Here is a 23,435-nt window from a genome sequence, read left to right as displayed (position 1 = left end):
TCGGTGGCGGGTGTTGTTACCCGAGGGGATTGTACCCGATGGGAAAGGTTTAAGCGAAGTAGGCCACGCCGCTCTCAAAGATCGGCATGAACTTATCGCCGGGGACATGCTCGGGCACGTTGCGGTACAGGTTGTCGCCGCGACGCTCGGCATGGCCCATCTTGCCCAGGACGCGGCCGTCGGGGCTCGTGATGCCCTCGATGGCGAGTGCGGAGCCGTTGGGGTTGACGGAGAGATCCATGCTGGGCTTGCCGTCCTCGCCCACGTACTGCGTGGCGACCTGGCCGTTGGCGATCAGCTGGGCGAGTACCTCGTCATTGGCGACAAAACGGCCCTCGCCGTGGCTGATGGCGACGGTGTAGGGGTCGTCGAGGCTGCACTGCGACAGCCACGGAGATAGGTTGGACGAGATGCGGGTGCGCACCAGGCGGCTCTGATGGCGACCGATGGTGTTGAACGTCAGCGTGGGCGCATCGGGCGTGGCGTCGACGATGTCACCGTAGGGCACCAGGCCGAGCTTGACCAGGGCCTGGAAGCCGTTGCAGATGCCCAGCATCAGGCCGTCGCGGGCCTTGAGCAGGTCGCGGACTGCCTCGGTGACCTCGGGAGCGCGGAAGAACGCCGTGATGAACTTGGCGGAGCCGTCGGGCTCGTCACCGCCCGAGAAGCCGCCGGGGATCATGACGATCTGGCTTGCACGGATGCGGCGGGCAAGCTCGTGGGTGCTCTCGGCGACGGCCTCGGGCGTGAGGTTGTTGATCACGAAGGTGTCGGCCTCGGCACCGGCGGCACGGAAGGCGCGGGCGCTGTCGTACTCGCAGTTGTTGCCGGGGAACACGGGAATGATCACGCGCGGGCGGGCGATCTTGGCGCCGCCGTACACGTGGATATCCTTGGCGCGGAAGTCGATGGTCTCGACCTCGGGGGTCTCGCCGGCGCTGCGGTAGGCGAAGACGCCCTCGATGCCGCTCTCCCAGGCCTCTTGGAGCTCGGCGAGCTCGATGACTTCGGAGCCGGTGTCGATGACATAGCCCTCGACGGTGGTGCCCAGGGGCTCGACGACAACGCCGTCGGCGACCTCGGGCAGCTCGGCGTCCTCGGAGAGCTCGACGATAAAGCTGCCGTAGAGCGGGGTGAAGAGGCTCTCCACGTCTACATCCTCGGCAAGCTCGATACCGATCTGGTTACCGACGCACATCTTAAAGAGGCTCTCGGCGCCGCAGCCGTAGCCGGGCGTGGAGACGGCCAGGGCGTTGCCGTTGGCGGTGAGCGCCTCGACGGCGTCAAACGCGGCGAGCAGCTGCTGGGCGTCGGGACGGTAGTCCTCGCCATAGGTGGCGGGGGCGATGCGGACGACTCGGTGCGTGAGGCCCTTGAACTCGGGCGAGACGGCGCGGGCGGCCTTGCCCACGGCGACGGCGAAGCTGATCAGGGTCGGCGGAACGTTGAGCTCGCCGGTCTCGTCCTCAAACGAACCGCTCATGGAGTCCTTGCCGCCGATGGCGCCGGCACCCAGGTCGACCTGGGCCATGAGGGCACCCAGGACGGCAGCCATGGGCTTGCCCCAACGCTCGGCCTCGGTGCGCAGGCGCTCGAAGTACTCCTGGAAGGAGAGGTAGGCGCGCTTGTGCTCAAAGCCGGCAGCCACGAGCTTGGCGATGGACTCGACCACGGACAGGTAGGCGCCCGCAAACTGGTCGGCCTCCATCAGATAGGGGTTGAAGCCCCATGCCATGGCACTCGCCGTGGTGGTCTCGCCGTCCACGGGGAACTTGGCGACCATGGCCGAGCTTGGGGTGAGCTGCGTCTTGCCGCCAAAGGGCATGAGCACGGTCGCGGCGCCGATGGTGGAGTCGAAGCGCTCGGAAAGGCCCTTGTTGGAAGCGACGTTGAGGTCGGTGACAAGCGAGGTCATGCGCTCGGCGAGCGTGGCGCCGGCCCAGCTGGGCTGCCACACGCTACGGGCGCACACGTGGGCGACCTGGTGCTTGGGTGCGCCGTTGGAGTTGAGGAACTCGCGGGACAGGTCGACGATGGCGACTCCGTTCCAGGCCATGCGCATGCGCGGCTCGGCGGTAACCTCGGCGATAACGGTCGCCTCGAGGTTCTCCTCGGCGGCGTAGCCCATGAACTCCTCGACGTCACCGTCGGCGACGGCGCAGGCCATGCGCTCCTGGGACTCAGAGATAGCGAGCTCGGTGCCGTCCAGGCCGTCGTACTTCTTGGTCACGGTATCAAGGTCGACATACAGGCCGTCGGCAAGCTCGCCCACGGCGACCGAGACGCCGCCGGCGCCAAAGTCGTTGCAGCGCTTGATCAGACGGCAGGCGTCGCCGCGGCGGAACAGACGCTGCAGTTTGCGCTCGACCGGGGCGTTGCCCTTCTGGACTTCGGCACCCGAGGTCTCGATGGACTCGGTGTTCTGAGTCTTGGAGGAGCCGGTGGCGCCGCCGATGCCGTCACGGCCGGTGCGGCCGCCCAACAGGATGATCTTGTCGGTGGGGGCGGGGCACTCGCGACGCACGTGGTTTGCCGGGGTGGCGCCCACGACGGCGCCGACCTCCATGCGCTTGGCCACGTAACCGGGGTGATAGAGTTCGTTGACCTGACCGGTGGCAAGGCCGATCTGGTTGCCGTAGCTGGAGTAGCCGGCGGCGGCAGTGGTCACGAGCTTGCGCTGCGGCAGCTTGCCCTCGAGCGTCCCGGAAACCGGGACGGTGGGGTCACCGGCGCCGGTGACACGCATGGCCTGGTACACGTAGCTGCGGCCCGAGAGCGGGTCGCGGATGGCGCCGCCCACGCAGGTGGCGGCACCGCCGAAGGGCTCGATCTCGGTCGGGTGGTTGTGGGTCTCGTTCTTAAACAGGAACAGCCAGTCCTGGTCCTCGCCGTCGACATCGACCTTCACCTTGACGGTGCAGGCGTTGATCTCCTCGGACTCGTCGACATCGGTCATGACGCCGGTCTTCTTAAGGTACTTGGCGCCGATGGTGCCCATGTCCATGAGGCAGACGGGCTTGGCGTCGCGGCCGAGTTCGTGGCGCATCTCCATGTAGCGGTCGAAGGCTTGCTGCACCACGGCGTCGTCGATCGTCACGTCGTCCAGGACGGTGCCGAAGGTGGTGTGGCGGCAGTGGTCGGACCAGTAGGTGTCGATCACGCGGATCTCGGTGATGGTGGGGTCGCGGTCCTCATCGCGGAAGTACTGCTGACAGAAGGCGATGTCCGCCTCGTCCATGGCAAGGCCGCGCTCGGCGATAAAGGCGGCAAGGCCGGCCTCGTCGAGCTCGCGGAAACCGTCGAGCACCTCGACGGGCTGGGACTCGGGGGTCTCCATGTACAGCGTTTCGGGTAGGTCGAGCGAGGCGATGCGCGCCTCGACGGGGTTCACCACGTAGTGCTTGATGGCCTCGATAGCGGCTTCGTCCAGAGCGCCCGAGATCATATAGACCTTGGCAGAACGCACGGCAGGGCGCTCGCCCTGGCTGATGAGCTGCACGCACTCGCTGGCGGAGTCGGCGCGCTGGTCAAACTGGCCAGGCAGGAATTCGACGGCAAAGACGGCGCCATCGCTTGCGGGGAGCTCGTCGTAGGTCACATCGACCTGGGGCTCGCTAAAGACGGTCGGCACGCAGGAGCGGAAAAGCTCCTCGTCGATGCCCTCGACGTCGTAGCGGTTGATGATCCTCAGGGCCTCGATGCCCTTGATGCCGAGAATCTCGGTCAGCTCGCCCTTGAGCTGCTGAGCCTCGACGTCGAACCCGGGTTTCTTCTCCACGTAGATACGAGAGACCATTGGTTCCTGCCTTCCTGATCGGTTGGGCGTACGGTACGGTATGCGGCAGCGGTCGGTTTACGGGACAAGCCTCGCGGTCGCCTTGAGCCACATGTTTGTAAACCTCACTATGATACGACAGCTCGCGGCGCGTTGAGGACGGCGAGGGTGCTACAGTGAAGCGCAAACAAGAGAAAGGCATCACATGGCATTCGTTTCGCTCGCCATCATCGCACTTGTGGCCTTTGCAAGCCCCTTCATCGCCTCGGCGATTCCCGGAAAACCCGTTCCCGAGACGGTCTTTTTGCTCGTGTTCGGCGCGGTGTTGGGACCTCATATGCTCGGCGTCATCCATGTGGACGCCGAGGTCTCGCTCGTGTCCGAGCTGGGCCTGGCCTTTTTGTTCCTGCTTGCCGGCTTTGAGATCGACCCCAAGAGCATCACGGGCGTCGAGGGGCGCTACGGCTTGGCGACGTGGGTCGTCACGTTTGGTATCGCCTGGCTTGCCGTGCGCTTTACCCCGTGGTTCTCGGTCAGTCATTTCGACGGTATCGCCGTGACGCTTGCCCTCACTTCTACGGCGCTCGGTACGCTCGTGCCCATCATGCGTGAGCGCTCGCTCACCGGCACGCGCGTGGGCGACTCGATTCTCGCGTATGGCACTTGGGGCGAGCTCGGCCCTGTGCTCGCCATGTCGGTGCTGCTGTCTGCCCGCACCGGCATCCAAACGCTTGTAATCCTTGGCTTGTTTGCGGTGGTCTGCGTGTTGCTGGCCGTGGTCCCGAGCCGCTCCAAGCGCGTCGGCAGCCGCTTCTTTGCGTTTGTCGAGGAGCGCGCCGATACCACGTCGCAGACCTTCGTACGCCTGACGGTGCTCATCCTGGTCACGCTCGTGGCATTCTCGGCTGTCTTTGATCTCGACATCGTGTTGGGTTCTTTTGCCGCCGGCTTTGTCTTGCGCTACATCATCCCCGAGGGCAACCATACGCTCGAGACCAAGCTCGACGGTCTGGCCTACGGTTTTTTGATTCCGGTGTTCTTTACCGTATCGGGCGCAAAGATCGATCTGACGGCCGTGGCGTCGCGCCCGGGTCTGCTCGTGGGCTTTATCGTGGCGTTGTTGATTATTCGTGCCGTGCCCATTCTTATTTCCATGAGCATTTGTCCTGCGACGCGCGATGTGTCGGCGTATGGTCGCATTACCGTGGCCCTGTACTGCACCACGGCGCTGCCGATCATCGTTGCCGTTACGAGCGTTGCCGTCAACGCGGGCGCGCTGTCGCAAGATATTGCGTCGGTCATGGTTGCCGCCGGTGCCATCACGGTGTTCTTGATGCCATTGCTCGCGCAGCTCTTTTACCGCGTGGTCGACGCCGCGCCGGTCGCCGCCGTGGCAGAAGTTGCCGAGCATCCATCCGATGCGCTCGACATCCTGCGCGCCCATCACGATTTGGCGAGCCTGCTCGCACGCGAGCACGAGCTGCTGACCTCGCATGGTCACGGTCGCGTATTCGAGGGCCTGCCTACGCTCGATACGATTGCCGAGCGTCTTTCCGCCGAGGCGGCGAGCGGCCACATCGATGCCCGCATCGTGGACGCGGCGCATCTTCTTGCCGATAAGACCTATGGTGATGAGGTTGACCCGTCCGAGCTGACTCCGCGCGAGCGTCGCCGCCTGGAGCGCGCCAAGCTCGCCGTGCGCGAATACCGCCGCCGCATGCTGGAGCTCTATGCAAGAGAAGAAGCCGAGGATGACGACGGCAAGTAGTCGATACTCTCTCGGGGAAGCCGCGTCCTGCTTTGAAGGCTCGGAACGGGATGTGGTTTCCGAAACAGGGGCCGTTGGGAAACTGTGTCCCGGAATGGCCGCCCAGAGTGGGATGCAGTTTCCGCGAGAGGCCCGTTGCGGAAAGCGTGTCCCAGAATCCGCGCCCAGAATGGGGCATGGTTTCCGAAAGAAGGCTCTGAGGGAAGCTGCGCCCCGTTCTGAGCTGAAATACCGGGGCGCAGTTTCCCTTACAAACAGAACAAGGCGCGCTGTCTGCGGTTGATGCAGGCAGCGCGCCTTTTGCGTTGAGCTTCGTTGAGATTCGAAGTCGTGGCTTGCGACCTTTAGGAGCGGGTGGCTCCGTCGACGGGGGGCACGGCACCCGTGACATGGGAGGACATGTCGCTCGCTAGGAAAACATATATGCCGTATAACGAAGAGCGAACTAGTTGGCCATGACGCCTTCGGTCCAAGCCTCAACGTCCTCGATGCGCAGGACGTTGGCGACCTCGGCCACGCAGTCGACGCTGGCAAGCTCGTCGGCGGCAGCCTGGACGTCCTTCTCGAGCGCGCGGTGCGTCAGGAAGATGACCGAGCAGGCATCGCTGACGCCCGATTTGCCGTCCTCGACCTGGTTGATGAGCGAGATCGAGATGTTGTGCTTGGCAAAGATATCGACCGTCTCGGACAGGGCGCCCACGCGGTCGGCGACCTTCAGGCGCACATAGTACTTGGTCTGGAGCTCGTCCATGGGCTTAAAGGCGAGGTTGTGACCATAGGGCTCGATCTCGGGCAGCGGAGCCACGCCGCGGCTGATCTGCTCGGAGAGCGACAGGATATCGCCCACGACGGCGCTCGCGGTGGGGAAGGAGCCTGCGCCGGCACCGTAGAACATGGTCTCGCCCACGGCGTCGCCTACCACGTAGACAGCGTTCATGGCGCCGTTGACCTTGGCGAGCATGTGGTCGGCGGGGATCAGCGTGGGATGCACGCGGACGTCGACGCCGGTGTCGGTGTTGCGGGCGATGCCGAGCAGCTTAATGGTGTAGCCGAGTTCGCGGGCCTGGGCGATGTCCTCGGCGCCGATGGTGCGGATGCCCTGCTGGTATACGTCGTCGGTGGTCACGCGGGTGCCAAAGCCGATGGAGGCGAGGATCGCCGTCTTGCTGGCGGCATCGAAGCCGTCCACATCGGCGGACGGGTCGGCCTCGGCATAGCCCTTGGCCTGTGCGTCGGCGAGTACATCGGCGTAATCGGCGCCCTCGGCGTCCATGCGCGACAGGATATAGTTGGTGGTGCCGTTGAGAATGCCGGCGATGGTCAGGATCTTGTTGCCCACCAGGTCGTGCTCGAGCGTGCTCACGATGGGGATGCCGCCGCCGCAGCTGGCCTCGCACTTAATCTGCACGCCGCACGCGCGCGCCTTCTCGGCGAGCGTCTCGACATGACGGCCCAGCAGGGCCTTGTTGGCAGAGACGACGTGCTTGCCGTTCTCGAAGGCGGTGGTAAAGATCTCGGTTGCGGGATGCTCGCCGCCGATCAGCTCGGCGACGATGTCGACGGCGGGGTCGGTGACGACATCGTGCCAGTCGCTCGTAAAGGCCTCACGCTCAATACCGGCTGTCTCGGCCTGCTCCCAAGCAAGCGCGCAGGCGCGGGTCAGCTTAAGGTCGATGCCGTAGGCTGCCAGGTACTCATCGTGGTGGCTCTTGATCAGACGGGCCACGCCGCCGCCGACGGTTCCCAGACCGATCAGACCGACGTTCACGGTGCGCAGGGGTTCGCTCATAGATAGCTCCTTCGTGCATCTTATGGATGGATTAACCGCTTAAAGGTTGAGTGCATTCTAGCGTGAAGTGCGGGCGCGTGCTTGCCAGGAAGCCGGAGCCGCACAAAACGCCACCCCCGAAACGCTGCGGAAACATTGGAAACATGCTCGCAACAAATGGAACTCCGTAACAAACTGTCAACGTTTGCGCCATAAGGTTTGCCCCGTACCGCAAGACGGCCGCACCGCGGCCAGCGAAAAAGGGGGACACCATGTTTAGCATCAACAATGTACTTAACCGCAGGAGTTTCCTTGCCGGAGCCGCGGCGCTCGGAAGCACCGTCGCGCTCGCCGGTTGCTCTTCGGACGGCGGGTCCGCTGACGACGGCAAGACGTTCAAGATCGGCGTTATCGGCCCTCTGACCGGCGCCGCGGCAACCTATGGCGTTTCGGCCGAGAAGGGCGCCAAGCTTGCCGCCAAGGATTTCTCAACCAAGGACCTCAAACTCTCGCTTAAGTCCGAGGATGACGTCGCCGACGGCGAGAAGGCTATCAACGCCTTCAATACCCTGTGCGACTGGGGCATGCAGGCGCTCGTCGGCCCCGTCACGACTGGTGCCGCCGTCGCCGTCTCGGGCGAGATTGCCGATGACATGCTCATGGTCACGCCCTCGGCCTCGTCGCTCGACGTTACCAAGGACAAGACCACGGTCTTCCAGGTTTGCTTTACCGACCCCACCATGGGCACGAGCGCTGCCAAGTTCTTGGCCGAGAAGTATGCGGACGCCAAGATCGCCTTGTTCTACAACTCCGGCGATACGTACAGCTCGGGCGTTGCCGATGCGTTTGCCGAGCAGGCCAAGGCGTCCAAGCTCGACATCGTCGATACCGAGACCTTTAAGGACGATTCCGCCACGAGCTTTACCAATCAGCTGACCAAGGCAAAAGAGGCCGGCGCCACGCTCATCTTTGCACCGATCTACTACACGCCTGCGTCCGTCCTGCTCAAGAACGCCAAGGACATGGGTTACGACATGACACTCATGGGTACCGACGGCATGGACGGCCTGCTCTCCGTCGAGGGCTTCGACACCTCTCTTGCCGAGGGTGTTCTGCTCATGACCCCGTTCTCTGCCGACGATGAGAAGAACGCCGACTTCGTCAAGGCATATAAGGACGCCTACGACGAGACGCCTAACCAGTTTGCCGCCGACGCCTATGACTGCGTCCATGCGATTGCCGAGGCTATCGATAAGGCGGGCATCGACATTACGGCTGACGGTGCCGACATTGCCGACGACCTTGCCCGTGCCATGCGCAAGATCAAGATCGAGGGCCTGACGGGCGAGCTGACGTGGAATGACGAGGGCCAGGTCGAAAAGCCTGCTACGGCCTATGTGATCCAGGACGGCAAGTACATCGCCGCCTAAGTGCGCATAAAACGCGACCGGTGAGGCTGTTTTATTCAGGGCGGGGACGCCTGTAACAGAATGGAAACATTACTTTTACATAATAAAGTGGCATTACTGCATAAAGTAATAGAAATACGCATAAATATGGATAAATGAACAAATCCAAAGAAAAGTCGAAATAACCGCCACTTTTCCTAACTAAAGCGTCTACTATTTTGCGAACGCCGAACACGGCGAAGGATGGCCTGTCGGGTAACCAAAACCCGACGAGATTTGAGAGGAGAGCCGCATGTCGAGCCTCACCGGTAAGTCATTGAACCCTGTTATGAATCGCAGGAGCGTTATCGCGAGCGCAGCAGGTCTGGGGGCGATGTCCATTCTAGCTGGCTGCTCCTCTAACGGCGGTGACAGCGGTTCTGCTTCGGGCGACGCTTCGTTCAAGATCGGCACCATCGGCCCGCTGACCGGCGCCAACGCGTCCTACGGCAAGTCCGTTACCCAGGGCGTCGAGCTTGGCTGCAAGGACTTCTCCACCAAGGAGCTGCCGCTTGCCAGCAAGGCCGAGGATGATCAGGCCGATGGCGAGAAGGCCGTCAACGCCTTCAACACCCTGCTCGACTGGGGCATGCAGGCCCTCGTCGGTCCGACCACCACGGGCGCGTCGGTCGCCGTTGCCGCCGAGTGCGGTAACGACCCCGAGACGTTCATGATCACCCCGTCCGCGTCTTCCGAGGACGTTACCAAGGGCAAGGATTGCGTCTTCCAGGTTTGCTTTACCGACCCCAACCAGGGTGTCAACGCTGCCAAGTTCCTGGCAGAGAAATATGCGGACGAGAAGTTCGTGCTGTTCTATAACTCCGGCGACGCCTATTCTTCGGGCATCGCAGATTCCTTTAAGGCCCAGGCCGCTAAGTCCAAGCTCGAGATTGTCGACGAGGAGACCTTTAAGGACGACTCCGCCACGAGCTTTACCAACCAGCTGACCAAGGCCAAGCAGGCCGGCGCCACCATGATCTTCGCGCCGATCTACTACACGCCGGCGTCCGTCCTGCTCAAGAACGCCAAGGACATGGGCTACGATGTCAAGATGATGGGCTGCGACGGCATGGACGGCATCCTGGGCGTGGAGGGCTTCGACACCACTCTTGCCGAGGGCCTGCTGCTCATGACCCCGTTCTCTGCCGACGACGAGAAGAACGCCGACTTCGTCAACGCTTACAAGGATAAGTACGGCGATACCCCCGACCAGTTTGCCGCCGACGCCTACGACGGCGTGCACGCGGTGGCCGAGGCCCTCAAGGAGGCCGGCCTTGGCGTCGACGCCGATCCTACCGAGGTCGCTGAGAAGCTTCCCGAGGCTATGCGCAACATTACCGTTGACGGTCTGACCGGCAAGCTCTCCTGGAACGACAAGGGCCAGGTCCAGAAGGAGCCCACGGCGTACGTTATCACCGACGGCAAGTACGTACAGGCCTAATAGGCCGCCTTACATAGAGCGGTTTTGATCCCAAGCAGGGGAGGTTTTAGCCTTCCCTGCTTGCTTGGTATCTAGGGACGATGTAACGTCCCTGTTTCATACATCAACTGGAAACCTATTCGAAAGGGGGATGTGGAACATGACGGTCTTTATCCAATACCTGGTGAACGGCCTGTCCATGGGCAGCGTCTACGCCATCATCGCGTTGGGCTACACCATGGTCTACGGTATCGCCAAGATGCTGAACTTCGCCCACGGCGACGTCATCATGGTCGGTGCCTATGTCTCGTTCTGCGCCACGTCGTATCTCGGCCTCCCGGGCTGGGCATCTGTAATTCTCTCTTGCGCGGTCTGTACGGTTCTCGGTGTTCTCATTGAGGGCCTGGCCTATAAGCCGCTGCGCCAGGCGGGCCCGCTGGCCGTTCTGATCACGGCTATCGGTGTGTCCTACTTCCTGCAGAATGCCGCGCAGCTCCTGTGGGGCGCCACGCCCAAGAACTTTACTTCGCTCGTCACCTTCCCGGTGCCGGAGTTCCTGGCCAAGTACAACGTGAGCGCCGTCTCGCTCGTCACCATCGTCGCCTGCCTGGTTATCATGGCCGGCCTGGTGTTCTTTACGGGTAAGACCAAGATGGGCAAGGCCATGCGTGCCGTGTCCGAGGACAAGGCCGCCGCTCAGCTCATGGGCATCAACGTCAACCGCACCATCTCGATGACGTTTGCCATCGGTTCTGCGCTTGCCGCCATCGCCGGCGTGCTTCTGTGCTCCTACTCGCCGGTGCTGCAGCCCACCACGGGTGCCATGCCCGGTATCAAGGCTTTCGACGCTGCCGTCTTCGGCGGCATCGGCTCCATTCCCGGCGCCTTTGTCGGTGGCATTCTCATCGGCATCATCGAGGCGATGGCTCAGGCCTACATTTCCACGAGCCTTGCCAACTCCATCGTCTTTGGTGTTTTGATTATCGTCCTGCTCGTCAAGCCTGCCGGCCTCTTGGGCAAGTACGTTCCCGAGAAGGTGTAGGTGAGCGTTATGAAGTTTCTTAAAGACAAGCAGACGCGTCACGACTTTGTCACGTACGCCATGTGCATCGTGGCATTCGCCATCGTGTTCTTTATGCAGTCCAACCATATGATCCCGCGCATGATCGCCGGCCAGTTGGTCCCCATCACGGCCTACATCGTTATGGCTATCTCGCTCAACCTTGTCGTCGGTATCGCGGGCGACTTGTCGCTGGGCCACGCGGGCTTTATGAGCGTCGGCGCCTATACGGGTATCGTTACCGCCGTCGCCCTCGAGAGCGCCGTTCCCTCCGACCCCATTCGTCTGGTCATCAGCATCGTGGTCGGCGCCATCGCTGCCGCCATCCTGGGCTTCTTGATCGGCATCCCGGTCCTGCGCCTGAGCGGCGACTACCTGGCCATCGTGACCTTGGCCTTTGGCGAGATCATCAAAGAGATCGTCACCTGCCTCATCGTGGGCGTCGATTCCCGCGGTCTGCACGTTATCTTTAACATCACGGGCAACTCCACGATCGACGACCTGCACCTGCTCGAGGACGGCACCGCCATCATCAAGGGCGCTCAGGGCGCATCGGGCGTGTCGACGTACTCGACCTTCCTTGCCGGTGCCATCCTGGTTATGGTTGCGCTCGTGATCGTGCTCAACCTGGTGCGTAGCCGAACCGGCCGTGCCATCATGGCCGTGCGCGATAACAAGATCGCTGCCGAGTCAGTGGGCATCTCCGTCACCCAGTACCGCATGATCGCCTTCGTGGTTTCCGCTGCCCTCGCCGGTGCTGCCGGAGCTCTCTTCGGCGGTAACTTCTCGCAGCTCTCCGCCACCAAGTTCGACTTCAACACGTCGATCCTCATCCTGGTGTTCGTGGTTCTGGGCGGCCTGGGCAACATGCGCGGTTCCGTCATCGCGGCGGCGTTGCTCACGGTGCTTCCCGAGCTGCTCCGTCAGTTCTCGGACTACCGCATGCTCATCTACGCCATCGTGCTGATCCTGGTCATGATCTTTACCAACAACCCGCAGCTCAAGGCGTTCTTCGGTCGCGTCAAGGACCGCTTTGCTTCCAAGAAGGAGGTGGCAGCCGATGCCCAGTAAATTTGAGTTCAACAAGGGCAAGATGGTTCCGTATCCTTCTGGCGCCATCGTTCCCGACCGCGACCTGGGCCAGCGCCCGGCGCTCGAGTGCATCCACCTGGGCATTGAATTCGGCGGCCTTAAGGCGGTCGACGACTTTAGCCTGACCATCGGCAAGACTGAGATCGCCGGTCTCATCGGCCCCAACGGCGCCGGCAAGACTACGGTCTTCAACCTGCTCACCAAGGTTTACCAGCCCACGCACGGCACCATCCTGCTCGACGGCGAGGACACCTCGGGCAAGTCGGTCTACCAGGTCAACCGCATGGGTATTGCCCGTACATTCCAGAACATTCGCCTGTTCAACACCATGACGGTGGAGGATAACGTTAAGGTCGGCCTGCACAACCAGGAGCGTTACTCCGGCTTTGAGGGCGTGCTGCGCCTGCCGACGTATTGGAAGCACGAGAAGGCCGCGCACGAGCGCGCCATGGAGCTGCTGTCCATCTTTGATATGGAGCATCTGGCAAACGAGCAGGCCGGATCGCTGCCTTACGGCGCTCAGCGTCGTCTGGAGATCGTCCGTGCGCTTGCCACCAACCCCAAGCTGCTGCTGCTCGACGAGCCTGCCGCCGGCATGAACCCGTCCGAGACCGCGGAACTCATGGAGAACATCGTTAAGATTCGCGACACCTTCGGCATTGCCATCATGCTTATCGAGCATGATATGTCGCTCGTTATGAACATCTGCGAGGGCATCTGCGTGCTCAACTTTGGTAAGGTCATCGCCAAGGGCACGGCAGAGGAAATCCAGAACAACGACGCCGTTATCGAGGCGTATCTGGGTAAGCAGGATAAGGGGGAGAACTAAATGGCAGAGCCGATGCTTTCCGTCTACAACATCAACGTCTGGTACGGCGCCATCCACGCCATCAAGGACATCTCCTTTAACGTTAACGAGGGCGAGATCGTGGCCTTGATTGGTGCCAACGGTGCCGGCAAGTCCACGACGCTCAAGACCGTCTCGGGCCTGCTGCGCTCCAAGACCGGCTCCATCAAGTTTATGGGCGAGGACATTACCCATACGCCTGCCGACAAGCTGGTGGGCAAGGGCTTGGCCCAGGTCCCCGAGGGCCGTCGCGCCTTTTTGCAGATGACGGTCGAGGAGAACCTGGAGATGGGTGCCTACACGCAGCCCAAGTCCACAGTTGCTCCGGGCCTTGAGCGTGTCTACGAACAGTTCCCGCGTCTTAAGGAGCGCCGTCGCCAGGTCGCCGGCACCCTTTCGGGCGGCGAGCAGCAGATGCTCGTTATGGGCCGCGCCCTTATGAGTAACCCCAAGCTGCTCATGCTCGACGAGCCTTCCATGGGCCTGGCGCCGATTCTGATTGAGCAGATCTTCCAGATTGTCGAGGACCTGCACAAGGCCGGCACCACGGTGCTTCTGGTCGAGCAGAACGCTCAGATGGCGCTCTCGATCGCCACGCGCGGCTACGTGCTCGAGACCGGCAAGATTACCATGACCGGCACGGGCCAAGAGCTGCTGCACGACGACAACGTCCGCAAAGCATATCTTGGTGGTTAACTCATTCAACGAAGGGGCACTGACTATCCCGGTCAGCGCCCCTTTTTTTGGTGCAAGGGGGTCAGGTTACTTTGCACCATAAACAGTCCCTATTCCACTGCAACTTCATGGGGATGTGTGACAATGCCCGTCGGAAAACATCTGCTGTCTTTGGGGGTCTATCTATGCTGTACGAGTTTTGTGCCGAGAACTTTGAGCGGGTGCCGGCGGCCATCGAGGCCGGTGCGGGGCGCATCGAGCTGTGCGATAACCTTGCCGTCGGTGGTACCACGCCCTCGGCTGGCGTTATCAGCGCTACGACCAACTATGCCCACGAACACGATGCACGGGTGATGTGCATGATCCGTCCGCGTGGCGGCGACTTTCACTACAACCAGGATGAGCTGCGCATGATGGAGATGGACTTGGGCCTTGCCGTGAGTGCGGGCGTTGACGGCTTGGTCTTTGGCTGCTGCAAACCCTGCGCTGGCGGATGGGCGCTCGACGAGCTTACGTTGGGCGCCCTCGTGATGGCTGCGGGCTGCGCGACCGAGGAATGTAAGCGTGAGCCTATCGACATCACCTTCCACATGGCATTTGACCAGCTCTCGCCCGAGGCTCAGCTCGATGCGATTGATACACTTGCCGACTGCGGCGTTACGCGCATCCTCACGCATGGCGGCGCTGCCGGTACGTCGATCGAGGATAATTTCGATCACCTGGCTCGTTTAATCGAGTATGCGGGTGATCGTTTGACCATCCTTCCCGGCGGCGGCATTTCCACGGCCAACCGCGATACCGTGGCGGCGGCACTGGGCGTCTCCGAGCTCCATGGCACCAAGATTGTGCCGCTGGAGGTATAACCCGTGGCGCTGGTATTCGATGTTCAGCAGGCGAGTGGCAAGCCCGACGACAACCGTCGCCCCGGTACCGCGTGTCCCTTTTGCAACACGGAGGGGCTCGCCAACATCATCCAGCGCGACGGTGACTGCATCTGGCTCGAGAATAAGTTCAAGACCTTGCGGGCCACTCATCAAACCGTGCTGATCGAGTCGGCCGATCACGATGCCGACCTGGTGACCTATGAGCCGGATGAGCTGCATCATGTGATGCGGTTTGCCCTGGGCTGTTGGCAGCAGATGATCGATTCCCAACAGTACCGCAGTGTGCTCATGTACAAGAACAAAGGCCCGCTTTCGGGCGGCAGCCTCGTCCATCCACACATGCAGATTGTGGGTTTGGAGCAGGAAGACGGCTATGCTTCGCTGACTTCTGCCAATTTCGAAGGCATCAATGTCTGGCGACAGGGGAGAATCGCGGTCAACATCTCAACCGAACCGATCATGGGGTTCTTTGAGATCAACGTTTCAGCCCCGCAGGGAATCGCTGTCAGCGATGGCGCGCGAGACCAAGCCGAGACGGACCTCTTCGCCGATGCGATTCAGGTAGCTCTGCGCTATATCCTGAACGAGCACCATGGTGGTCGCGCAGAGTCGTACAACTTGTTCTTCTACCACATGGACGGTCGGACCATTGCCAAGGCGCTGCCGCGTTGGGTGGTTTCGCCCTACTTTGTCGGCTATCGTTTGGCCCAGGTCAATGCCGAGACGACGCTCGATATCGATGCTGAGCGCCTGCGCGCGCATCTGGAAACGCTCGTATAGCAAGACTAGCCCCACGTAATGCGGACAGTCTAGCGCGCCATGGCGTCGCGGCCGGCCTCGACCCGCTTGCGCTGGGCGGCGCGCTCCTCGCCGGTCAGACGCTCAAAGAGATGCCCGATAAGCGAGGCGAGCACCTGCTGAAACAACGTTCCACACATGACGGGAAACACAACTTCGCCCGGAAAGTATTGCGTGGCGATGACGGCGCCCGAAGAGATATTGCGCATGCCGCAGGTAAAGCACATGGTGGTCGTTTCGCTATATGGCAGATGCAGCGCGCGGGCGACCAGAATGCCGACGACAAAGCCGCTGATGGCGAAGATCAAAATAAAGAGGGCGACTTCCAAGCGCACCGCGTTCATGTGCAGCACGTACTCACTCATGGCGGTGGAGTTGGAGGCGATGACGCCCATCATCATGAACTTGCAGGCGGGCGAGAGCGCGGGGGAGAGTTTTTCGTGCCCCCATCCGCGCGTGAGCTCGTTGATCACGATGCCGAGAACGGCGGGGATGGCGATCATAAAGGCCATGTTCTGCATCATGCTCGGAACATCGATTGCGACGGTGGCACCCAACAGGAGCTTGAGCGTGAGCGGAATCGTTACGGGCGATATAACCGAGGACGTCAGGATGATGGTGAGCGCGAGCGGGCCGTTGCCGCCGGACATGCTAATCCACATAAAGGCAGTGACTGCCACGGGTACGCTGTACTCGAGCACGATGCCGCAGACAAGGTTGGGGTTGGAGCCAAAGAACAGTGAGCCCATGGCATACGCCGCGATGGGGATGATCACAGCCGAGACAAATAACGCCAAAATCAGATGCAGGGGACGGCGGAACACCTCAGCTACCTGGTGGAAGGTGTTGCTGAGCGCGCCTTGGAACGTCATAAAGGCAAACAGGGTGGGAACGATGGGCTTGAGAACGCCGATCTGCTGAGGAAAGAGCACGCCGAGCGCCACGCAAATCGGAACGATGACCTGCATATGCCCCGCGAGAAATTTGCCCAGTCCAACCCATTGCTTCATATGCTCTTGTGACTCCCTTTGCTCGTGAATCCGTTTTGACTGGATATGCTAGACGCTCACATGTGTCCGTGCGTCAGAAACGCTCGATTATTTCGAGGCTATTACCGGCATCGTTTACCGAAACCGCGGCATGCTGCGGCGATTTGCGTCCGCGCCGCACGGTATAATAAATCCGTTCAACAGATCTGCCTGCCGAAGCGGGCATACACAGAGGACTCATCGCTATGAACCGTGAGAGGTATCGCGGCGACCTGCCCCTATCGGGGGTGGGTGCCTATGTCATCGCTTAAGACGACGCATCGCTGGGCGGTCGCTCAGCAAAACCCCGAGCTCGAAAAGGAGCTTTCGGCTGGTCTGGGCATTCCCGGGCTGGTGGCGCGCATTATGGTCGCGCACGGCATTGGCTCCATCAAAGAGGGCCAATTGTTTTTGACGCCTTCGCTCGATCGCGACTGGGCCGACCCACTCATTATCCCGGGCATGTCGGTCGTTGCCGACCGCGTCGAGCGTGCTATTCGCAACCACGAGCATATTGCAGTCTTTGGCGATTTTGACGTTGACGGTATTACGTCGACCTGCCTGTTGACCGAGGCGCTGCGCACGTTTGGCGCCGATGTCACGCCGTTTATTCCGCATCGCTTTGATGAGGGTTACGGTCTTTCGCGCGCGGCGCTCGACCGCGTTAACGAGCTCGCTTGCCCCCAGCTGATCGTGACCGTCGATAACGGCATTGCCGCCAAGGAAGAGGTTTCCTATCTGGAGAGCCTGGGGATCGATTTGGTGGTCACGGACCATCACGAGCCCTCCGACCAGGTGCCGCAGGGTGTGCCCCTGACCGACCCCAAGCTCGAGGACGAGGGCCCCTCGCGTGAGCTTGCCGGTGCTGGTGTGGCGCTCAAGCTGGTGCAAGTCCTGGGTGAGCGCCTGGGCAAGCCGTCGTATTGGCGTTCGCTGATAGAGGTCGCGGCGCTGGGCACCGTGTCCGACATGATGCCGCTCACGCCCGAGAACCGCGCGCTGGTTGCCGAGGGCATCCAGCAGATGCGCGTAACCGCTCGCCCCGGCTATATCGCGCTTGCCGCGCTCGCCAAGGCGGACCTTTCGAGCATTACGGCGGATGGCCTGTCATTCTCGCTCATTCCCCGCTTAAACGCTGCCGGTCGCATGGCTGATCCCAAGCTGGCGCTCGACCTGCTGCTTGCCCGCGATCCCATCGAAGCAAGCGCACTGGCGGCTGAGCTCGAGGAAATCAACCGCCAGCGCCGTGAGATCGAGGCGGAGCTCACGCGCGATGCCATGGCAAAGGTCGAGGAGACCTATGACGGCGGACGCGCGATCGTCGTGGGCGGCGAAGGCTGGCACGAGGGCGTCAAGGGCATCGTGGCAAGCCGTCTGACCAACCGCTACCACGTGCCGGCGCTGCTGTTCTCGATCGAGGACGGTATCGCGCGCGGCTCTGGTCGCTCGGTGGGCAAAGTTAACCTGTTTGACGCCATCGAGCGCTGTTCCGACCTGATGATTCGTCGCGGCGGACATGCCGGTGCGGTGGGTGTGACCATCGAGGCATCCAAGCTCGATGAGTTCCGCCGTCGCCTTTCAGCCGTGTTGTCCGAGCTTCCCGCCGAGGACTTTGAGGACACCGACGAGGTTGCCGCCACGGTCGACCTTTCCGAATTGAATATCGAGACCATCGAGCAGATTTCCCGCCTTGAGCCGTTTGGCCAGGGTAATAAGGTGCCGCTGCTGGCTGCCGAGGGCGTGACGATGTGTGATCGCGCCGTGGTGGGTAAGACCGGCGAGCACATGCGCTTCGTGGCGACGGATGGCGCCGCGAGTGTGCCGGCCATCATGTTTCGTGTACCGCAGATTGACAAGCTTATCAATTGCGACAGCGCCGTCGACTTGGTGTTCGAGGCCGTTGCCGAGCATTGGCAGGGTCGTGTGAAGCCCAAGCTCATGGTCAAGGATGTTCTGGTCCGCGATACCACGCTGCCCAGCGTCGACGATCCGGCATGCGAGCTTCGTCGTGGCGTGCAGCCGGCGGATTCCGGCCTGCGCCTGGAGTCGCGCAAGCGCGAGACGCTCGCCCAGCTTTCTTATACCGAGCTGACACGCTCGCTTATCCATAGCTTTATCGGCTCGAACCAGCCGCACCGCGCGCAGGTCGAGGCGCTCGACGCCTTGGCCGATCACCAAAGTGTTCTGGCCGTTATGGGAACGGGGCGCGGCAAGTCGCTCATCTTCCATGTGCATGCCGCGCGCGAGGCGGTCCTTCGCGGGCGTGCGAGCATCTTTGTCTATCCGCTGCGTGCGCTCGTTGCCGACCAGGCCTATCACCTCTCGTCGACGATGGCCGCGCTCGGCATTGGCGTTGGCGTGCTGACCGGCGAGACCGTGGAGGCCGCACGCGATGACGTGTTCGCCGGCCTAGCTTCGGGCCGCACCGGTATCGTGCTCACGACGCCCGAGTTCCTATCTATCCACCGTGACCGCTTCGCGCGTTCGGGCCGCATCGGCTTTGTCGTTATCGATGAGGCGCATCATGCCGGCCTTGCCAAGGGCGGCGACCGCAGCGCCTATCTTGACATGCCCGATATCCTCAAAGCCCTGGGCGACCCGGTCGTTATGGCTGCGACGGCCACCGCGACGGCTCCGGTCGTGGCCGAGCTTGCCCGCATGTTGCCGATCACTCGCACGGTGGTCGACGAGACGGTGCGCGAGAACCTGCAGCTCGAGGACGACCGCGACCTTGCGAGTCGCGAGAACCGTTTGGTGTCGATCGTGGCGACGGGGGAAAAGACCGTCATTTACGTCAATTCGCGCGACCAGTCCGTGGCGCTCGCCAAGACGTTGCGCAAGCGTGTGCCCGATTGCGCAACCCATATCGCGTTCTATAACGCGGGGCTTGCGCGTTCCGATCGCCGTCGCGTGGAGGAAGCATTCCGAGACGGCAGCCTCAGCTGCATCGTCTCGACATCTGCCTTTGGCGAGGGCGTCAACCTGCCCGATATCCGCCATGTCGTGCTCTATCACATGCCGTTTGGCGGCATTGAGTTTAACCAGATGAGCGGCCGTGCCGGTCGCGATGGCCAGCCCGCCGTGATCCACCTGCTCTATTCGTCGCGCGATGCCCGCATTAACGAGCGCCTGCTCGACTGCTACGCACCCGAGCGCGACGAGCTCGTCACACTCTATCGCGCGCTGCAGACCATGTGGCGCTCCAACCGCGGCAAGACCGGGGATGATTCATTCTGCGCGAGCGATATCGACATCGCGCAGATGTGCCTTGCCATCGATGCTCGCACGCCGGTCGACGAGCGTTCGGTGGAAAGCGGCCTGGGAATCTTCGAAGAGCTTGGTTTCTGTCGAGTTTCGGGGTTTGACGACACCCGTCGCATCGCGATGGCCGAAAACCCCGGCCGCGTGCAATTGAGCAGGTCAATTCGCTATTTGGAAGGCTTGCGCTCGCGCATGGAGTTTTCGGCTTTCCGGAGCTGGGCGCTCGATTCGTGCGCTTCTGATATGCTAGCCAAAGTTAACCGCCCGATCGTACCGCGGGCCTAGGGGAAGGGGACCTCGATGGATGCCGCAGCCCGTACCGCCCATGATTCCACCCTCCAGCCGTTTTCGGAGATGGAGCACTATAAGTATGCCGATGAGCTGCCGCCCGAGATTATGGCGGACAGCTACGACAGGCTGGAGCGTCTGTGCCTCAAATATATGAATGAGGACGACTTTTCTAAGGTTGAGCAGGCCTACTGCTTTGCCGCCGAGAAGCACTGCAACCAAAAGCGCCGCTCGGGTGAGATGTACATCAACCATCCCGTCGAGGTGGCCATCATTCTGGCCGATCTCAAGATGGACTGTGACGTGGTGTGCGCCGCGCTGCTGCACGATACCGTCGAGGATACCGAGACTTCGCTTGCCGATGTTTCCGGCCTGTTTGGCGATACGGTGGCCGAGCTCGTCGATGGCGTGACCAAGCTCACCAACATCGAAGTCGACAGCATGGACGAGAAGCAGGCGCTCACGCTGCGCAAGATGTTCCTCGCCATGTCCAAGGACATCCGCGTCATCATCGTTAAGCTTGCCGACCGTCTGCACAACATGCGCACCCTTGCAGCCCTGCGTGAGGACCGTCGCCTGTTTAAGGCTCGCGAGACCATGGACGTGTACGCGCCCTTGGCTGACCGTCTGGGCATGAGCTCCATTAAATGGGAGCTCGAGGACCTGTCCTTCTTCTACCTTGAGCCCGACGCCTACCAGCGCATCGCGCGCATGGTGGCTGAGTCGCGCGAGGTTCGCGAGCGCTATCTGGCCGAGACCATCAAGACGCTCACCGACGAGCTCAACCGCATTGGCCTGGAGGGCTTCCAGATCAACGGCCGCTCCAAGCACTATTGGTCCATCTACCAAAAGATGAAGCGCAAGGGCAAGGAGTTCTCCGAGATCTACGATTTGGTGGCGCTGCGCGTTATTACCCATTCGGTGCGCGATTGCTACTCCACGCTCGGCGCAGTGCATACGCTGTGGCACCCCATGCCCGGTCGCTTTAAAGACTATATCGCCATGCCCAAGGTCAATAACTACCAGTCGCTCCATACGACGGTTATCGGCCCCACGGCTCGTCCGCTCGAGATTCAGATTCGAACCTATGAGATGCATGAGCAGGCCGAGTACGGCATTGCCGCCCACTGGCTCTATAAGAAGTCGGGCGGATCGTCTGCTTCCAAGACCAATGACGCTCAACGTTTGGACGACCAGATCAACTGGCTCAAGCATTCGCTCGATTGGGCTGCGTCTGATGAGATCACCGACGCCAAGGAATACCTGCACTCGCTGAAGGTCGATCTGTTCGATCAGGAGATTTTTGTCTTCACGCCCAAAGGCGAGGTCATGGCGCTTCGTGCCGGCTCCACGCCGCTCGACTTTGCCTATGCCGTTCACACCGAGGTGGGAAACCATTGCGTCGGCGCCAAAATCAACGGTGCGGTGGCTCCGCTCACGCACGAGATTAAGACGGGTGACCGTGTCGAGATCCTGACTAACAAGAGTTCCAAGCCGTCGCGTGATTGGCTCAAGATCGTTAAGACACCTTCCGCCAAGTCAAAGATCCGCCGCTATTTTGCCGCTGCGACCAAGGACGACGACGCTGCTGCTGGTCGCGATATGCTGGCCAAGGACCTGCGTAAGCGTGGCTATGGTATTTCTACGCCTCGTTCAACGCGTGCACTCAACGCCGTGGCGGAGCAGTTTAACTTCAAGCAGCTCGAGGACCTGTTTGCCGCCGTCGGCGCCGGCAAGGTTGCCCCGCGCGCTGTGGGCAATAAGGTCGAGCAAATCTTGGACCCCAAGCCCGAGGAACAGCTCACCAAGGCCGAGGCTATCGCCGAGGTCGTGAAGCAGCCCGCTCGCGGCTCCAACCGCAAGCCGCAAAAGCGCGGCAAGAGCGCCAGTAACGGCATTATCGTCAAGGGCGAGAGCAACAGCGGCCTGCTGGTCCGTCTGGCTCATTGCTGCAACCCCGTGACGGGCGACGACATCGTCGGCTTCATCACGCGTGGCCGAGGTGTCTCAGTGCATCGCGCCAACTGTCCCAACGTCAAGGGCCTCATGGAGCACCCCGAGCGCATGATTGACGTAGAGTGGGATGGTGCTGCCGACACTCTCTTCCAGGTCGAGATCGTGGTCGAGTGCCTGGACCGCATGGGCCTGCTCAAGGACGTCACCATTGCCATTGGCGATGCAGGCGGCAATATCCTTTCCGCCGCCACCTCGACCAACCGCGAGGGTATTGCGACCCTGCGCTTTATGGTCGAGATTTCGGATGCGAGCGGCCTGGATCCGCTGCTGGCTTCCATCAGCAGTGTCGATTCGGTCTACGACGCTCGCCGTCTTATGCCCGGCGAAGGCGGAGCTCAGCTCAAGCGCCGTGTGTAGGTGCGAGAGCCTCTCAGCATCATAGATATTGGTTACGTTCGAGGCATCGTTTGGTGCCTCGAACGTATTTTAGAAGGAGGGCATGCGCATGGACGATATGACTTTGGACCTGACACCCCGAGGCACGGCTTCGATTGAGGCGCTCGTCAACGGCCCGATTCAGACCAACAGCTACGCCGTGATTTCGAATGACGAGTGCTTAATCGTCGATCCGGCGTGGGAGGGCGAGCGTCTTGTGGAGCATATCCGCACCGCGCATCCCGAGGTGCGCGTACTCGGGTCTGTCTGCACGCACGGTCATGCCGACCATGTTGGCGGGGTTGCCGGGGTTCGAGCTGTTGTTGGCGACAGCGCACTATATGAGTTGTGCGCTAAAGACGTGACGGTACCTCGCGCAAATATCGAGGAGCAGCGCGCCATGTGGGGCATCGAGACGCCCGATCCGGGTGAGCCGACGCGTTTGCTTGCCGAGGGCGATACAATCGAGGTGGGCGACGTCTGCCTGCAGGTGATCGAGACGCCGGGGCATACGCCGGGCGGCATCGTCCTGTTCGCCGCGACCGAGCAGGGGAACATCGCCTTTGTGGGCGACACGCTTTTCCCGGGCAGCCACGGTCGTACCGATCTTTCCGGCGGTGACGAGGCGGCGATTATGCGCTCGCTCTCCAAACTTGCCAAGACGCTTCCGCCCGATACCGTTTGCTTGACGGGCCATGGCGATTCGACCACGATGGCGCGCGAACTTATGCAGAACCCGTTTATGCAGATGTAGGCTCGAAGCCGTCTTTCGAACCACGAAGACCGCTCAATCGTCAAGCTATTTTCCCCAGTGGGTCGATTCTGTGGGGCAAACGGTCAAAATTTGTCCAATCGGGGTTGATTTCCGATCCCAACCGAACACATTGAGCTGACGGCACGCTCCCGCAGTTAACCGAACGCCCCCGAGGTCC

General features: G+C 61.6%; 15 protein-coding genes. 12 read left to right on the top strand and 3 right to left on the bottom strand.

Annotated elements, in window-relative coordinates:
- Window positions 1–49: 49 nt before the first annotated feature.
- The gene (locus ABCN01_RS01285; protein WP_342995590.1) at window positions 50–3,796 is read right to left on the bottom strand and encodes a phosphoribosylformylglycinamidine synthase; all 3,747 of its coding nucleotides are present in this window, start codon (window positions 3,794–3,796) and stop codon (window positions 50–52) included.
- Window positions 3,797–3,980: 184 nt separating this feature from the next.
- Between ABCN01_RS01285 and ABCN01_RS01280 the strand changes: the two genes are divergently transcribed.
- Window positions 3,981–5,543 carry a cation:proton antiporter domain-containing protein gene (locus ABCN01_RS01280; protein ID WP_342995589.1) on the top strand — a complete coding sequence of 521 codons (1,563 nt, stop codon included), beginning with the start codon at window positions 3,981–3,983 and terminating at the stop codon, window positions 5,541–5,543.
- Window positions 5,544–5,988: 445 nt separating this feature from the next.
- Here the strand turns inward: ABCN01_RS01280 and ABCN01_RS01275 are convergent, their stop codons facing one another.
- Window positions 5,989–7,332 (bottom strand): homoserine dehydrogenase, encoded by a 1,344-nt coding sequence (locus ABCN01_RS01275; protein ID WP_342995588.1) that lies wholly within the window; start codon window positions 7,330–7,332, stop codon window positions 5,989–5,991.
- A 251-nt stretch (window positions 7,333–7,583) separates the two neighbouring features.
- Between ABCN01_RS01275 and ABCN01_RS01270 the strand changes: the two genes are divergently transcribed.
- From ABCN01_RS01270 to ABCN01_RS01235, 8 genes are all read left to right on the top strand, one after another.
- Window positions 7,584–8,741 carry a substrate-binding domain-containing protein gene (locus ABCN01_RS01270; RefSeq protein ID WP_342995587.1) on the top strand — a complete coding sequence of 386 codons (1,158 nt, stop codon included), beginning with the start codon at window positions 7,584–7,586 and terminating at the stop codon, window positions 8,739–8,741.
- 271 nt (window positions 8,742–9,012) lie between these two features.
- A complete protein-coding gene (locus tag ABCN01_RS01265) occupies window positions 9,013–10,200 on the top strand; it encodes an ABC transporter substrate-binding protein (RefSeq protein ID WP_342995586.1) in 1,188 nt (395 codons plus the stop codon).
- 139 nt (window positions 10,201–10,339) lie between these two features.
- Window positions 10,340–11,221: a branched-chain amino acid ABC transporter permease gene (locus ABCN01_RS01260; RefSeq protein WP_117736810.1), complete on the top strand. Its 882-nt coding sequence runs from the start codon at window positions 10,340–10,342 to the stop codon at window positions 11,219–11,221.
- A 9-nt stretch (window positions 11,222–11,230) separates the two neighbouring features.
- Window positions 11,231–12,310 carry a branched-chain amino acid ABC transporter permease gene (locus ABCN01_RS01255; RefSeq protein WP_342995585.1) on the top strand — a complete coding sequence of 360 codons (1,080 nt, stop codon included), beginning with the start codon at window positions 11,231–11,233 and terminating at the stop codon, window positions 12,308–12,310.
- Window positions 12,300–13,160, top strand: coding sequence for an ABC transporter ATP-binding protein (locus ABCN01_RS01250; protein ID WP_089573307.1), 861 nt, complete (start codon window positions 12,300–12,302; stop codon window positions 13,158–13,160). The genes ABCN01_RS01255 and ABCN01_RS01250 overlap by 11 nt, the downstream gene beginning before the upstream one ends.
- Entirely contained in the window at window positions 13,161–13,874 is a 714-nt protein-coding gene (locus ABCN01_RS01245) for an ABC transporter ATP-binding protein (protein ID WP_006234438.1), read from the top strand.
- Between the two features lie 164 nt (window positions 13,875–14,038).
- Window positions 14,039–14,716, top strand: a complete 678-nt coding sequence (locus ABCN01_RS01240) for a copper homeostasis protein CutC (protein WP_342995582.1) — start codon at window positions 14,039–14,041, stop codon at window positions 14,714–14,716.
- Window positions 14,717–14,719: 3 nt separating this feature from the next.
- On the top strand, window positions 14,720–15,517 hold the full coding sequence (locus ABCN01_RS01235) for a DUF4931 domain-containing protein (protein ID WP_342995581.1): 798 nt from the start codon (window positions 14,720–14,722) through the stop codon (window positions 15,515–15,517).
- Between the two features lie 29 nt (window positions 15,518–15,546).
- On the opposite strand, the gene ABCN01_RS01230 is transcribed toward ABCN01_RS01235, so the two are convergent.
- Window positions 15,547–16,545: a bile acid:sodium symporter family protein gene (locus ABCN01_RS01230; protein WP_342995580.1), complete on the bottom strand. Its 999-nt coding sequence runs from the start codon at window positions 16,543–16,545 to the stop codon at window positions 15,547–15,549.
- A gap of 276 nt (window positions 16,546–16,821) precedes the next feature.
- On the opposite strand from ABCN01_RS01230, the gene recJ reads away from it, so the two are divergent.
- The 3 genes from recJ (at window position 16,822) to ABCN01_RS01215 (ending at window position 23,257) form a co-directional block, all read left to right on the top strand.
- Window positions 16,822–20,109, top strand: a complete 3,288-nt coding sequence (gene recJ / locus ABCN01_RS01225) for a single-stranded-DNA-specific exonuclease RecJ (RefSeq protein WP_342995579.1) — start codon at window positions 16,822–16,824, stop codon at window positions 20,107–20,109.
- A gap of 15 nt (window positions 20,110–20,124) precedes the next feature.
- Window positions 20,125–22,485 carry a RelA/SpoT family protein gene (locus tag ABCN01_RS01220; RefSeq protein WP_342995577.1) on the top strand — a complete coding sequence of 787 codons (2,361 nt, stop codon included), beginning with the start codon at window positions 20,125–20,127 and terminating at the stop codon, window positions 22,483–22,485.
- An 88-nt stretch (window positions 22,486–22,573) separates the two neighbouring features.
- Window positions 22,574–23,257 (top strand): MBL fold metallo-hydrolase, encoded by a 684-nt coding sequence (locus ABCN01_RS01215; protein ID WP_342995576.1) that lies wholly within the window; start codon window positions 22,574–22,576, stop codon window positions 23,255–23,257.
- Window positions 23,258–23,435 lie beyond the last annotated feature (178 nt).

The sequence above is a fragment of the Collinsella aerofaciens genome (genome assembly GCF_039062365.1).
Classification (GTDB): Bacteria; Actinomycetota; Coriobacteriia; order Coriobacteriales; family Coriobacteriaceae; genus Collinsella.
The sequence above is the reverse complement of the archived record's forward strand: the minus strand, read 5'-3'. Positions and strand labels throughout refer to the sequence as shown.

Excerpts from the sequence above, each read along its gene's own strand:
- ABCN01_RS01285 (WP_342995590.1), bottom strand. The coding sequence starts at position 3,796 with ATGGTCTCTCGTATCTACGTGGAGAAGAAACCCGGGTTCGACGTCGAG.
- ABCN01_RS01280 (WP_342995589.1), top strand. The coding sequence starts at position 3,981 with ATGGCATTCGTTTCGCTCGCCATCATCGCACTTGTGGCCTTTGCAAGC.
- ABCN01_RS01275 (WP_342995588.1), bottom strand. The coding sequence starts at position 7,332 with ATGAGCGAACCCCTGCGCACCGTGAACGTCGGTCTGATCGGTCTGGGA.
- ABCN01_RS01270 (WP_342995587.1), top strand. The coding sequence starts at position 7,584 with ATGTTTAGCATCAACAATGTACTTAACCGCAGGAGTTTCCTTGCCGGA.
- ABCN01_RS01265 (WP_342995586.1), top strand. The coding sequence starts at position 9,013 with ATGTCGAGCCTCACCGGTAAGTCATTGAACCCTGTTATGAATCGCAGG.
- ABCN01_RS01260 (WP_117736810.1), top strand. The coding sequence starts at position 10,340 with ATGACGGTCTTTATCCAATACCTGGTGAACGGCCTGTCCATGGGCAGC.
- ABCN01_RS01255 (WP_342995585.1), top strand. The coding sequence starts at position 11,231 with ATGAAGTTTCTTAAAGACAAGCAGACGCGTCACGACTTTGTCACGTAC.
- ABCN01_RS01250 (WP_089573307.1), top strand. The coding sequence starts at position 12,300 with ATGCCCAGTAAATTTGAGTTCAACAAGGGCAAGATGGTTCCGTATCCT.
- ABCN01_RS01245 (WP_006234438.1), top strand. The coding sequence starts at position 13,161 with ATGGCAGAGCCGATGCTTTCCGTCTACAACATCAACGTCTGGTACGGC.
- ABCN01_RS01240 (WP_342995582.1), top strand. The coding sequence starts at position 14,039 with ATGCTGTACGAGTTTTGTGCCGAGAACTTTGAGCGGGTGCCGGCGGCC.
- ABCN01_RS01230 (WP_342995580.1), bottom strand. The coding sequence starts at position 16,545 with ATGAAGCAATGGGTTGGACTGGGCAAATTTCTCGCGGGGCATATGCAG.
- recJ (WP_342995579.1), top strand. The coding sequence starts at position 16,822 with ATGTCATCGCTTAAGACGACGCATCGCTGGGCGGTCGCTCAGCAAAAC.
- ABCN01_RS01220 (WP_342995577.1), top strand. The coding sequence starts at position 20,125 with ATGGATGCCGCAGCCCGTACCGCCCATGATTCCACCCTCCAGCCGTTT.
- ABCN01_RS01215 (WP_342995576.1), top strand. The coding sequence starts at position 22,574 with ATGGACGATATGACTTTGGACCTGACACCCCGAGGCACGGCTTCGATT.